Source organism: Fulvivirga maritima, assembly GCF_021389955.1.
In the GTDB taxonomy this organism is placed as follows: domain Bacteria; phylum Bacteroidota; class Bacteroidia; order Cytophagales; family Cyclobacteriaceae; genus Fulvivirga; species Fulvivirga maritima.
The window spans coordinates 4,762,525-4,775,549 of sequence record NZ_CP089980.1; the positions used below are offsets into that span (position 1 = coordinate 4,762,525).

Annotated in this window: 8 protein-coding genes; 7 read left to right on the forward strand and 1 reads right to left on the reverse strand. The window is 39.2% G+C overall.

Annotated elements, in window-relative coordinates:
• The first annotated feature begins 240 nt into the window (after positions 1–240).
• On the forward strand, positions 241–3,759 hold the full coding sequence (locus LVD15_RS20065; protein WP_233780991.1) for an amino acid adenylation domain-containing protein: 3,519 nt from the start codon (positions 241–243) through the stop codon (positions 3,757–3,759).
• Between the two features lie 187 nt (positions 3,760–3,946).
• On the opposite strand, the gene LVD15_RS20070 is transcribed toward LVD15_RS20065, so the two are convergent.
• Positions 3,947–5,431, reverse strand: coding sequence for a calcineurin-like phosphoesterase C-terminal domain-containing protein (locus tag LVD15_RS20070; protein ID WP_233776992.1), 1,485 nt, complete (start codon positions 5,429–5,431; stop codon positions 3,947–3,949).
• A 341-nt stretch (positions 5,432–5,772) separates the two neighbouring features.
• On the opposite strand from LVD15_RS20070, the gene LVD15_RS20075 reads away from it, so the two are divergent.
• The 6 genes from LVD15_RS20075 to LVD15_RS20105 all read left to right on the forward strand — a co-directional run bounded on the left by LVD15_RS20075 (position 5,773) and on the right by LVD15_RS20105 (position 12,697).
• Entirely contained in the window at positions 5,773–6,630 is an 858-nt protein-coding gene (locus LVD15_RS20075; RefSeq protein WP_233776993.1) for a universal stress protein, read from the forward strand.
• Positions 6,631–6,734: 104 nt separating this feature from the next.
• Positions 6,735–8,885: a cytochrome-c oxidase, cbb3-type subunit I gene (ccoN, locus tag LVD15_RS20080; RefSeq protein ID WP_233776994.1), complete on the forward strand. Its 2,151-nt coding sequence runs from the start codon at positions 6,735–6,737 to the stop codon at positions 8,883–8,885.
• 191 nt (positions 8,886–9,076) lie between these two features.
• Positions 9,077–10,051: a cbb3-type cytochrome c oxidase N-terminal domain-containing protein gene (locus LVD15_RS20090; protein WP_233776996.1), complete on the forward strand. Its 975-nt coding sequence runs from the start codon at positions 9,077–9,079 to the stop codon at positions 10,049–10,051.
• Between the two features lie 17 nt (positions 10,052–10,068).
• A complete protein-coding gene (gene ccoG / locus LVD15_RS20095; protein WP_306416739.1) occupies positions 10,069–11,394 on the forward strand; it encodes a cytochrome c oxidase accessory protein CcoG in 1,326 nt (441 codons plus the stop codon).
• Positions 11,395–11,546: 152 nt separating this feature from the next.
• Positions 11,547–11,981, forward strand: a complete 435-nt coding sequence (locus LVD15_RS20100; protein WP_233776997.1) for a FixH family protein — start codon at positions 11,547–11,549, stop codon at positions 11,979–11,981.
• A 26-nt stretch (positions 11,982–12,007) separates the two neighbouring features.
• Positions 12,008–12,697 carry a sulfite exporter TauE/SafE family protein gene (locus LVD15_RS20105; RefSeq protein WP_233776998.1) on the forward strand — a complete coding sequence of 230 codons (690 nt, stop codon included), beginning with the start codon at positions 12,008–12,010 and terminating at the stop codon, positions 12,695–12,697.
• The last annotated feature ends 328 nt before the right edge of the window (positions 12,698–13,025 follow it).

A 13,025-nucleotide genomic window follows, 5' to 3' on the forward strand; every position in this document is an offset into this window, starting at 1 on the left:
ATTGTCGGGATTTTTCTCTGTTTTACCGGATTTGTACTAATGGTGTGCAGCTTAGCTATATACCTTTGTATTAGTTGTTTAAGTCCATTTTCAATGGTTTGTCCATCTATTGTAAGCGTAAGAAATAACTAGTATTAAATAAAATTGGTATATCAGAAAAGAAAATTCTAATGAGTAAATCTGAATCGACCTAAGCCCAGTGTAACAAAACGAAAGATAGAAGATCATAGTGCTGAAAGCATTTGCTCACTATTACATCAGCAGGCAAGTCTAAATCCTGAGCGGATAGCTATTATTGATAGAGAAAAGCAAATTACTTTTAATCATCTTAAGGAAAGGGCCAATGCCGTATCGGGTGAACTTGCGTTTAGAGGATTAACTACTGGTGATTTGGTGGGAGTGTGCATGGACCGTAGCTGGGAGCTTGTAGCTAGTTTGTGGGGCGTATTAAAAGCTGGCTGTGCTTATGTACCGCTAGATCCTGCGTACCCTCACGAACGAGTACGTTATATGATGAGGCATTCTAAAGCACGGGCCGTAATAGTAGATGGAGAGGCTACGGCTGAGCTTTGTGACGAAGTGAGTGAACAGCTTTGGCTGAAGGATATAGGAGCAAATACTTTTGACAATGTTGTAGAACCTGCAGCAGATGATTTGGCTTATGTTATTTATACCTCAGGGTCTACAGGTGAGCCCAAAGGAGTGGCAATAGAGCATAGGAATGTAGTAGCTATGATTCAGGCTATGGCTGACCTTGTAGATGAAAAGGATCTTGATGGAGTGTTGGCAGCTACTTCTGTTTGTTTTGATCCTTCCGTAATGGAGATACTCGGTACCTTGTCATTAGGAGGAACTGTGGTGATGGCCAAAAACATGCTTGACCTACCTCAATTAGATTCTGCAAAGCAAGTAAAAAGCTGTGTGGTGGTGCCATCTGCAATACAGGCATTGATATCTACAGGATGGGTGCCGGAGAGCATTCGTACTATTATTTTTGGAAGCGAAGCGCTTAAACTTCCATTGGTAGAAAAGCTGTTTTCCTTAAAACCTGATATTCGAATTTTTAATGCCTATGGATCGACCGAAGATACAGTATTTTCCACTTCAATAAAGATAGAAGAAGGAATACAAGCAGTTACTATTGGTAAATCGGTGCCAAATTCCAGTTCTTATATTTTAGATGAAGCTATGAATTTAGTGCCTCAAGGTGAACCTGGTGAGCTGTATTTAGCGGGTAATAAATTGGCAAGAGGCTATTTATATGATGAGCCTCGTACACAAAAGAGGTTTATTAGTACAGAAAACTATCAACATATTTCGGCAAAAAGAATATATAAAACTGGCGACCTCTGTCGGAAATTAGCGAATGGAGAGATTGAATTTTTGGGCCGTGTGGACCAACAGGTGAAAATTAGAGGCTTTAGGGTGGAGTTGGAAGAAATAGAAACAGCCTTAGAAAATTTCACGGGAATAGATCTTGCCGCTGCAGTGGCAGTAGAAGGAGGGGCTGGGCAGAATATGCTGGTGGCTTACATAGTAAGTAAGGATAAGTCTATAACTGATGTAGATGTGAAAACATTTTTATCGCAAAGAATGCCCAAATATATGATTCCACAAAAGGTGGTTAGGTTAAATGAATTACCTCTGTTACCAAATGGAAAACTAGATCGGAATAAGCTTTCAAGTATAAAAAATGAAGGTGTTGAAGCGATAAATGCAGAAGTGTCAGAAAACGATTATAAAGGAAATCAAAATTCTCTAAATAATCAGAAATCGGCCATTTTTTCAATTATTCAGAAGGAAACAGTTGCTTTACTTAATATTACAGATGCCCATCTAGTCACTGAGAACCAATCATTCGATAGTTTGGGAATAGATTCTCTTACTACCTTCGAGCTTAGTAGCAGGCTTTCTAAAGCTTTAAATTTGCGTTTACCAGCTACTATTGTATTAGAGCATGCTACTCCGGCAGATTTGGTTGACTATATTTTAAGTCAAAAGGGTATAACCCAAGAGTTTCAACATAAAAATAACAATACAAAGGCACCAGATTCATTAACTGATTTTCAGGCTAATATACGATCAAGTCATCCTACTTTTCAGGCAGCTAAAGTGTCAGCGTGGTCAGCTACTGACAAAGGTAAGTTAGTGCAAGAGGTATTGCGCATGGTTAATGATCAGCGAAGAAACCCCTACAGCAAGGTGCTCAAAACAGGAAGTGCCACTCGGGGTTTGGTGAGCGATGCTTATAATGATGAAGAAAAAGAGGCCATAATATGGACTACCAACTTATATCTTGGGCTTAATAGAGATAAGGAAGTGATAAGTGCAGCCTCTAAGGCACTTCATAGCTTTGGCACTGGTATGGGTACTTCAGCCGCAGCCTCAGGCATGACAGATCTTCACCTGGAATTCGAACAAGAATTTGCTGAATTAACAGGCAAACCCTCGGCATGTCTTTTTCCTACAGGATATACGGCTAATGTGGGGGCTGTTGCAGGAATATTAGGTAGAAATGACGTGGTAATAATTGATCAGTTATTTCATGCCTCCATCGTTGATGGCGCCCGATTGTGTGGAGCTACTATCAGAACGTTTCAGCATAACAATGCTTCAGATTTGGAAGCGGTGATTAAATCAGAAGTATCTCCTTACCGATCAGTAATGGTTGTTTTGGAAGGGGTTTACAGTATGGGAGAGGGAGCTGCACCAGTAGCTGATATAGTGAGGGTAGCCAAGAAATATGGAGCACTTGTATTAGTAGATGAAGCTCATTCATTTGGCTTTTATGGTAAAGACGGAGCGGGTATCTGTGCCGCCCAAGGAATAACCGAGCAGGTAGATTTTATAATGACGACCCTAAGTAAAGCCATGGGTAGTATTGGTGGAGTGGTAGCCGCTTCACAAGAACATGTAGACCTTATCAAATCTTCATCGAGAGCATATATTTTTCAGGCTTCGGTGAGTCCGGCGGATATGGCTGCAGCGCTTACTTCTTTGCGAAGACTTCGCTCAGATAGTGCACTTAGGGATAGGCTTTGGGATACTACCAGGTATATGCGAAAGCGATTTGAAGCTGCAGGTTATGATCTTGGCACGGGAGATGGCCCTATAGTTACGCCACACTTTAGTGATAAGGATAAACTCTATGCCATTGTACAAGAGATGTATAAACGTGGGGTTCAGACTTCTGCAGTTACCTATCCTATCGTGGAAAGTGGTCGTGGTAGGTTGAGGTTTATTTGCTCTGCAGCACATACTAAAGAAGACGTTGACTTTACGTTACAGGCACTAATTGAAGCTGAGCATGAAGTAGACTTACAATTAGCTCAGAAAGAACCGATAGCGCTTGATGGTTCTGATGGAACTGAAAATCTGAAAGAATGGGGTAACTCTTTTAGTAACTATGTAAAAGATTGGATTAATAATCATTTGAAGTTAATTCCCAATCTGGCTGTTTCGGTTAATTATAAGGATGAAAGTGTGAGTATTTTGCTTAAAGACAATGAAGTACTTGTCACCAATCAAAGGAATGAGGATATTCCTCACTGTACCTTAAATTTAAAGGACCAAAATGCATTAACTAGCCTGAGTAATTCAGATGTTCAAGACTTATTGCAAAGTATAAGTAATGGCAATTGTGAATTAAAGGGGCAAGTGGAGCCTTTTGTTTGGTTCATTGCACGCCTGGTAGAGCATAAAAACAACATGTCTATTCTATGCGCACAGGAAGAGCTTAGTTATGCTGGTTGTAATTAGATACTGATTTAAGTTAATCAACTGAAAAAATAGGAGATGGTAAATGAGATGTTTTAAAACTCACTTACCATCTTTTTTTGTGTTTTCATCCACAGAACAGCAGCCTGTCTAAACACAGCATCCCATAGTCCGGAGATTACTTCGTCATATCTGCCTCGTAATCAATGGATAGGGAAGGTTATCATAATTACTCCCAGTCAAGTACTGATTGTCCTGTAGCGTCTAGACCAAGCTTACCTTCTTTGGCTCGTACTTTTATAAGGTAGCTTCCAGGTTCTAAGTCTGCAGGTATTTCGATTCTCCAGAGGTGATCACTTTTATCTTTAGGCTCCCACATTTTGGAGATTTTATCACTATCATATCTGCCATTTTGTTGTAATGTATAGGCTTTAGTTACCAATGGAGCCATGCCCTCGAATTTATGCATCGGCTGCCAGTTTTTTCCATCAAAGCTAATCTCTACTTTGGTGTTCTCGCTCCCAGCAAAAACATTGGCGTATATATACTCCTTTTCAAAACTATTAAAAACCGTATCCCAATCGTTATTTTCTGGTAGGGTAATGCTCATCTGGTAGTCAGCAGGTTTCCCTGAAGCCTTGTATTGAAAGGTTTCATTACTGGTGTTTAATAGCCAATATCCTTTAAGCGTACCATCGTTCATTATGGCTAGTGGTATGCCTCTTTCGTCATGAGGGCCGCTCCACCAAGAGCCGCAAACAGCACCAGCTACCAGTTCATGGATAGGCTCTTGTTCTGCTCTGTCAAAATATTTTTGATACTGCGTATGCGTATGTCCGGTTGCCACCATTACATGCTCATATTTATCAAATAGTTGTATTAGGCGATCTTTATCCTCCATTTGTTCTAGCGGCATATGCATAAATATGCGGACATGGCTATAGTTGGATTTAACCTGGCTTAGCAGGTTTTCTATGAAGGTAAACTGGTCATCATCAAGCTTTCCTTTGTAGCCTTTATTTTCTTGCGGGTATATATTGTTAAGTACTACCGCTAATTCAGTTCCAAATTCAAAAGCATAGTAGGAGGGACCAAAAGAGCTTTCAAAGGTATTATCTCTATAACTGATTTTTTCTGCATTGTAATCTTGGTCATGATTTCCCATTACATAGAATACGGGGGCGCCAATCAGCCCTAGGCTCTCTGCTAATGGTTCATGTAAGTTACTTTTATCAAAAGTGATATCTCCTAGCGGAATCACATACCCTAAATCTTTGCCTGCCAACTCATCTGTAACCAATTTGCTCATATGGTGTACATCATCTATATATTTTACCTGGGTATCTCCCAGTATGGCTACGGTCATATCCTGAGGTTCATTATGTGTATATAGAGGAAAATTGTATGATCCTGTGCCCACCGCGTTTTCAGGGATGTAGTTTTGTGGGCGGTGGTCTACCATGGGTGAGATATACTGTGTGGGCTTGATGATAAATATTTGATTACCATCTATATAAGATATTTTGTACTCTCCTTTATCATTAGTTTTTACAATGTCTTTTCCATTAGAAACCAAAACGCCTGCTAGTAGCTTTTCGCCTTTGTCCCATTGCTGGTTACGGTTTTCATCTACATAAACTTTACCTTTTATTGGTTTAGCCAAGCTGGTATTTATAAAGGCAATGATTGAAATTAGAACTACAAGATTCTTCATTATATAAAAGTGGTTATTCTTAGAAGGCCAATCTTAATTTAAAAAAATCTTCATAACGGAATTCTATAAGTTATTTTTATTTGAATTTTCTGAAATGCTCCAGATCAAAGGGCATGTTGCTCAATAACCCACAAAGATTAAGATATAAATAGAGTGTAACTGTCATGTGTAAGTTTTAAGAGATTAAAATGGATTGTTTGGCAGAAAGCATTTGTAATAACAAGCTTATGAAATTATATTAAGCTGACTTTAATCAGTAAGTGTTACTAATAGGAATCATTTCCATTAAAGCAGAATTTGGATTCTTTTGAAGCAAGGTTTTACTTCAAAAAAATACTGCCATGAAATCAAAGTTTAATACCATACTCGTGCCGGTTAATTTTTCAGATTATGCCGCGCATGCTATGGATTTAGCTATAGAAATAGCTAAAAGGAAAAATTCTAAGATATTACTATTACATGTAATAAATGTGCCTGATTATAGAGGTGTGGTAGAGGGTGTGAAGATAAACTTCCTTGATTCTGTTCGTTTTGTTACCTCACAGCACCTGGATGGGTTGGTATCAAAAGCTAAAGATCATGGAGTGGAAGCATCTCATACTATGGTAGCTGGCTTGCCAGGAGCAGAGATAGTAAAATTTGCCAGAGAAAAGCAGGTTAGTCTTATTGTGTTGGGTTCTAAAGACTACAAGCAAATGGATGAGATGCTGGGAGGTTCGGCTACTGAGCGTATTGTAAGGTATACGGATTGCCCTGTAATTACAGTTAAAGCCCCTATAGAACTCGCAACTGTAAATAACATCGTATTTGCCACAGACCTGAAGACAACCCATACTTTCATCACTTTTGAACTTAAGAAGCTGATAGAGCTCACCGGAGCTAAACTGCACATCTTAAAGGTTAATACCCGCGAAACCTGGATGCCTGATGTGGAGATAGAACGGCAGTTAAAAACCTTTAATGAGATCCATCGCTTTGAAAACTTCACCTTTAAAGTGTGTAACAGCGAGACTATTGAAGATGGTATAGTGCATTATTATGAAAAGGTAGGTGCCGAGGCGGTAGCCATGTCTATTCATAGTTTGTATCATCAGCCATCAAGAAGTAGTAACTATTTTATCACTGAAAAAGTATTGCAAAGTGGTCCGGGTATGCTCTGGACTTGTGCTAATGAAACATCAAGGAGCTGGGGCTCATAGAAAAAACTGACAAAAATCAATTTCTGGTTGAATCTACATCAATACAATGCAGATTGGGACCTAGTACTTTCGTATCGTCAAAATTTTGTAACAAAACTTCGCTTATGGAACTTGAGAAATTCAGCTATGATAATAAAATCGTGCGAGCGTTTATCATAGCTACTGTAGTTTTTGGACTGGTAGGAATGCTGGTGGGGCTTACGGCTGCCATTCAGCTTTTTTATCCCATTTTTAATTTTGATACTCCATATACTACATTTGGTCGTATCAGGCCTCTTCACACTAATGCAGTAATCTTTGCATTTGTGGGTAATGCTATGTTTGCAGGTATTTACTATTCCCTGCAGCGCTTGCTTAAAGCCCGCATGTTTTCAGATGCACTGAGCTGGATTAACTTTTGGGGCTGGCAATTGATAATTTTAGCAGCTGCTATATCATTGCCTTTAGGATTTACCACATCAAAAGAATATGCCGAGCTGGAATGGCCTATTGACATCGCCATTACCATTATTTGGGTGGTGTTCGGTATTAACATGATTGGTACTATTATTAAAAGAAGAGAAAAACACATGTATGTAGCCATTTGGTTCTACATTGCTACTTTCGTTACGGTAGCTGTGCTGCATGTTGTTAACTCTTTTGAGCTGCCTGTTGGCTTTATGAAAAGTTACAGCTGGTATGCAGGTGTTCAGGATGCTTTAGTACAATGGTGGTATGGTCACAATGCGGTGGCTTTCTTCCTTACTACTCCTTACCTGGGCCTCATGTATTACTACTTGCCTAAGGCAGCCAATAGACCTGTATACTCATACAAGTTGTCTATTATTCACTTTTGGTCGCTCATATTTATCTATATCTGGGCAGGACCTCACCACTTACTTTATACTTCATTGCCAGATTGGGCACAGTCATTAGGTACAGTTTTCTCAATTATGCTTATTGCTCCAAGTTGGGGAGGTATGTTAAATGGTTTACTTACTTTAAGAGGTGCTTGGGATAAAGTACGAGAAGATCCCGTTTTGAAATTTATGGTAGTAGCAGTTACCGCATATGGTATGGCTACTTTCGAAGGACCTATGCTTTCGCTTAAAAACGTAAATGCTATTGGCCACTTCACTGACTGGATTATTGCTCACGTACACATTGGAGGTTTAGGATGGAATGGTTTCCTTACTTTCGGTATGCTTTATTGGTTAGTACCTAAAATGTGGGGCACCAAGTTATTCTCTACTAAATTGGCTAACGTACACTTCTGGATAGGTACTTTAGGTATCATCTTCTATGCGTTACCATTATATGTAGCAGGTATCACTCAGAGTTTAATGTGGAAAGAATTTAACCCTGATGGATTCTTAGAATATAAAAACTTCCTTGAAACAGTAGTTCAGATTCTTCCTATGTACATGCTTAGAGCCGTAGGTGGAGGATTATACTTAATAGGTGCTATTATGATGACCTTTAACTTAATCCAAACTGCTAAGAAAGGTAGCTTTATTGCAAGCGAAGAAGCTGCTGCAGCTCCTTTAGAAAAGCACAAAGTACAAAAAGGTGGCCACTGGCACAGTGTATTAGAAAGAAAACCAGTTTTATTTACTGTACTTACCGCTGTAGCTATATTAATAGGTGGTATAATAGAAATGGTACCTACATTCTTAATTAAGAGTAACGTACCTACCATCAGCAGTGTGAAACCTTATTCACCTCTGGAGCTACAAGGTAGAGATTTATATATAAGAGAAGGTTGTGTAAGCTGTCACTCACAAATGGTAAGACCATTCCGTTCAGAAACAGAGCGTTATGGTGAATACTCAAAAGCAGGTGAATATGTTTATGATCACCCATTCCTGTGGGGATCTAAGAGAACAGGTCCTGATTTGCACAGAGTGGGAGGGAAATACCCTAACAGCTGGCACTATTACCACATGCTGGACCCTTCAGCAGTATCAGCCGGATCTATCATGCCTCCGTATCCTTGGTTATTTGAAAATACCATTGATAAGTCTACCACAGCAGATAAAATTAGTGCTATGCGTACACTTGGAGTGCCTTATGAAGAAGGTTATGAAGATATTGCTAACGACGTTTTAGATGAACAAGCTGAGCTTATAGCTAAGAGCTTGAAGGAGCAGGATGGCATAGAAGTAATGCCAGAGACTGAAATTGTGGCCCTTATTGCTTACTTACAGCGATTAGGTACTGACATTACCGTAAAAACGGAATCTCAATCATCAGAATTAGAAGAATCAAACGAGTAAGATTATGTTTAAGCACTATTTTGAACAAATACACAGCGTGGAGGTATGGCCTATTATATCATTATCCATATTCTTCATCTTCTTTCTCTGTCTTATCCTATGGGTAGTTAAAGCTGATAAAGGTTATATCAGTAAAATGAAACAGTTACCGGTAGACGATGCCACATTGTCAACTCCAAAATCTGAAAATTATGAGTAGAATTTTATATACATTAAAAAGACCATTGATCGCCATGATGCTGCTCCTTATAGGGCAGCAGGCATGGGCTCAAGAGAGTGCTTCTTCGGGTGGTACCACGTCTGTATACTTTTATATAGTTGTAGGGTTTGTTTTTGTTACAGCTCTAATTGTGTTAAGAGTAGCCATGATTATTCTCAGGTTGCTCAGGTTTATGGTGAAAGACCAAGCCAGAAAGCAGGCAGAAGCCCGCGGTGAAGTATTTGAAGAGCCAGTGAAGAAAGACTGGTGGAGTAAATTCCTTACTCAGGCTAATGATGCAGTGCCTATTGAGGAAGAAGAAGCTATTATTCTTGATCATAATTATGATGGCATCCGTGAGCTAGATAACCATTTACCACCATGGTGGAAAGGTATATTCTATGTGAGTATTGTATTTGCAATTAGTTATTTGGCTGTTTATCATGTGTTTGGTACTATGCCATTACCATCAGAGGAGTATGCTATAGAAATGAACGAAGCTCAGGAAGCTGCTTTGGCCAGACAGGCCAATATGCCTAAGAGCAATATAGATGAGACAAATGTGGAGCTGGTTACAGATCCTGCATTATTAAGCAAAGGAAAGCAAGTATTTATAAATAACTGTGCAGCCTGTCATAGAGAAGATGGTGGTGGAGGAATAGGTCCTAACCTTACAGATGAGTACTGGTTGCATGGTGGTGGTATACATAACATATTCGCTACTATAAAACATGGTGTTCCTGAAAAAGGTATGATCTCTTGGGAACCATTGCTTTCTCCTACTCAGATGCAGAACGTTGCTTCTTTTGTGATCAGTCTGGCAGGTTCAAATCCTGATAATGCTAAGGATCCTCAGGGAGAACTTTACGAATCTGGAGAAGAGGTAGAAACACAGGATAATGCTGTGGATTCTACTGCTGTTGAGGTAGACTCTGTAGCTGCCTCTACTGCACAAGCTGCTTTATAATTTAAATTTATTTAGAAATGAGTAAGCAGGCTAGTTTGGATAACCTCTATGAATATGATGAGGAGTTTAAAGATACCATTGCCACTGTAGATGCGCAAGGTAAGCGTGTATGGGTGTATCCTAAAAAGCCATCGGGCCACTATCATAATAGACGAATAGTAGTTACTGTAATATTGCTCAGTATACTATTTTCAGGCCCTTTTATTAGAATTAACGGAAGACCATTTCTATTACTTAATATTTTTGAGCGCAAGTTTGTAATCCTGGGCCAGGCTTTCTGGCCCCAGGATTTTTTCCTTTTAGCGCTTTTACTGATCACATTTTTCGTTTTTGTGATCTTGTTTACAGTAATTTTTGGTCGTGTATGGTGCGGATGGGCATGCCCTCAGACACTATTTTTAGAAATGGTATTTCGCAAAATAGAGTACTGGATAGATGGAGATGCCAATAAGCAAAGGAAGTTGAAAAAGGCTCCCTGGAATGCCGAGAAAATAAGAAAGAGAGTTCTTAAGCATGCTATTTTCATTATTATTTCTTTAATGATATCTCATACTGTGATGGCCTATCTAATAGGTATAGAGCAGGTGAAACAAATAGTAAGCCAGCCTCCATCAGAGCATTTGGCCGGTTTTATAGGGCTAATGGCTTTCACAGGCATATTTTATGGTGTGTTCTCATGGTTTAGAGAGCAAGCATGTGTTGCAGTTTGTCCTTATGGCAGGCTTCAGGGCGTGTTATTAGATAAAAAATCTATAGCTGTAATGTATGACTGGGTAAGAGGTGAGCCTAGAGGTAAGTTAAAGAAGAAACAGGAAGAAGCGCCTAAAGGTGATTGCATTGACTGTAAACTTTGTGTACATGCTTGTCCTACAGGCATCGATATCAGAAACGGCACTCAGCTAGAATGTGTGAACTGTACCGCTTGTATAGATGCTTGTAATGAAGTGATGCAGAAAGTGAATCTGCCTACAGGTTTAATTCGCTATTCTTCTTATGAGGCAGTAGAAAAGGGTAAGCAAAAGATCTTTACCAAAAGAGCAGCAGCTTATTCAGTGGTTTTGGTGCTATTATTGAGCTTTTTTGGTTTTTCTTTAGCCACCAGGTCAGAAATAGAAACTACAGTGTTGAAGGTGCCAGGACAGCTCTACCAGCGTACTGATGATGGTCATATTACCAACTTGTATAATATTCAGTTCGTCAATAAGACGTTCGAAGACATGACGCTTGAGTTAAAGGTGGAAGATGAACCTGATGCTGAAATCTCCAAAGTAGGAGCAGGAGATCAGTTAGTACCTTCCAATGGTCTTTCAGAAGGGGTGTATTTTTATAAAAATGCCATCTGAAAAGATAAAGTCAGCTAAGACTAACCTTACCATAGGCGTATATAAAGACGGAAAGCTGGTTGAGAAGACTGGTACCAAGTTTTTAGGTCCTGTAGGCAGGTCTAATTAGCTGAATAGATGATTTTAATGATCAGAAATAAAATTGTAAAATAATGAACTGGGGAACAAGAATAGTTATTGTATTTGTGTGCTTTGTAGCACTTATAGCTACTATGATTACCATTTGCATGAGGCAAGATGTAAGCTTGGTAGCGCAGGACTATTATGTGCAGGAAATTGCTTATCAGGATCAGATTGATCGTATTAAAAATGCGAGTAGTCTGGGCGGAGATCAGCTGTTAGTAGATTATGATAGGGGCAGTTCTGTATTATCATTAAATATTCCTAATAAAACTATTAGTAATGGTGAGATCCATTTTTTCAGACCATCAGATGCTTCTTTAGATAAGAAGTACATCATTAGGCTTGATGAAAGCGGAGCTCAAAATTTTGACCTTACGACCTTTAAAAAAGGTCTTTGGAAGGTTAAAATCAACTGGAATAGAGATGGTAAGGAATATTATGAGGAGCAAAGTATAGTTATTTAATTGACAAGATTTAACTGGGGAGACTGATGTTATCTGGATTTTTGGCAGGTTTTATAGGTAGTGTTCATTGTGCTGTTATGTGTGGACCTTTATCCATGGCAGTGAATGGTCAGCGTAATTTTTTGCAGCAATTCATCTATAATTCAGGCCGATTAACCACGTATGTTTTACTGGGTGTGACTTTTGGTTTATTAGGTCGTGGTTTATCTATTTTTGGCTGGCAGCAAGCGCTGTCAGTAGTGATGGGAATCGTAGTGATTATTTTTGCCCTGTTCCCCAGATATCAGCATAAGCTATTACAATCTCCTATGTATGGAAAAATAATTCAACCTCTGCGAAAAAATTTGCAGAAGGTTTTAAAGAGTAAAAACCCGTTCACTTATTTTGTTATAGGCATGTTGAACGGTCTTTTACCCTGTGGTCTGGTGTATATGGTTTTATCAGTAAGCGTAGCTACGGGTACAATACAGGGCGGAGCTTTAGTGATGTTGGGCTTTGGCCTGGGAACCTGGCCCATGATGTTCGGTATCACCAGACTACTTTCTTTTATTAAAAGTCAGAAAGCATTTTCTATTCAATATGTAATTCCCTCATTGGCACTCATCATGGGGGCGTTACTTATTCTAAGAGGCCTTTCTCTTAACATTCCTTATGTTAGCCCTGTAGTTTCTACCCTGGGGTTAGATTGGGGCATTCCAGGGTGTAGCATGCCATAGTTGCACAAAGGCTTATAATTTTTGGTTGTATTTTCTCCAACGACAAATCTTTTTTCATATACCTCCTACATTAACCATTGCCTTTTATATAGCTATTATTGGTTCCAACCACAACACTAGAATTAACACAATCTACTTCCTAAAATCCAGGGTCATTTCGACGAAAGGAGACATCTATGTATTCATCTAGCATAGGCTTTTCAAACATCTGCTGGCTTGGTTCATCCACAGTCTACATTCCATCGCTTGTGTTCTTTACTTTTTTACAATCGATCAAAAAAGTAACAAAAAACTCTTTCTTGCTGTGAGGTCTTCCGATCACAGAAGC

Excerpts from the sequence above, each read along its gene's own strand:
- LVD15_RS20105 (WP_233776998.1), top strand. The coding sequence starts at position 12,008 with ATGTTATCTGGATTTTTGGCAGGTTTTATAGGTAGTGTTCATTGTGCT.
- LVD15_RS20090 (WP_233776996.1), top strand. The coding sequence starts at position 9,077 with ATGAGTAGAATTTTATATACATTAAAAAGACCATTGATCGCCATGATG.
- LVD15_RS20100 (WP_233776997.1), top strand. The coding sequence starts at position 11,547 with ATGAACTGGGGAACAAGAATAGTTATTGTATTTGTGTGCTTTGTAGCA.
- ccoG (WP_306416739.1), top strand. The coding sequence starts at position 10,069 with ATGAGTAAGCAGGCTAGTTTGGATAACCTCTATGAATATGATGAGGAG.
- LVD15_RS20075 (WP_233776993.1), top strand. The coding sequence starts at position 5,773 with ATGAAATCAAAGTTTAATACCATACTCGTGCCGGTTAATTTTTCAGAT.
- ccoN (WP_233776994.1), top strand. The coding sequence starts at position 6,735 with ATGGAACTTGAGAAATTCAGCTATGATAATAAAATCGTGCGAGCGTTT.
- LVD15_RS20070 (WP_233776992.1), bottom strand. The coding sequence starts at position 5,431 with ATGAAGAATCTTGTAGTTCTAATTTCAATCATTGCCTTTATAAATACC.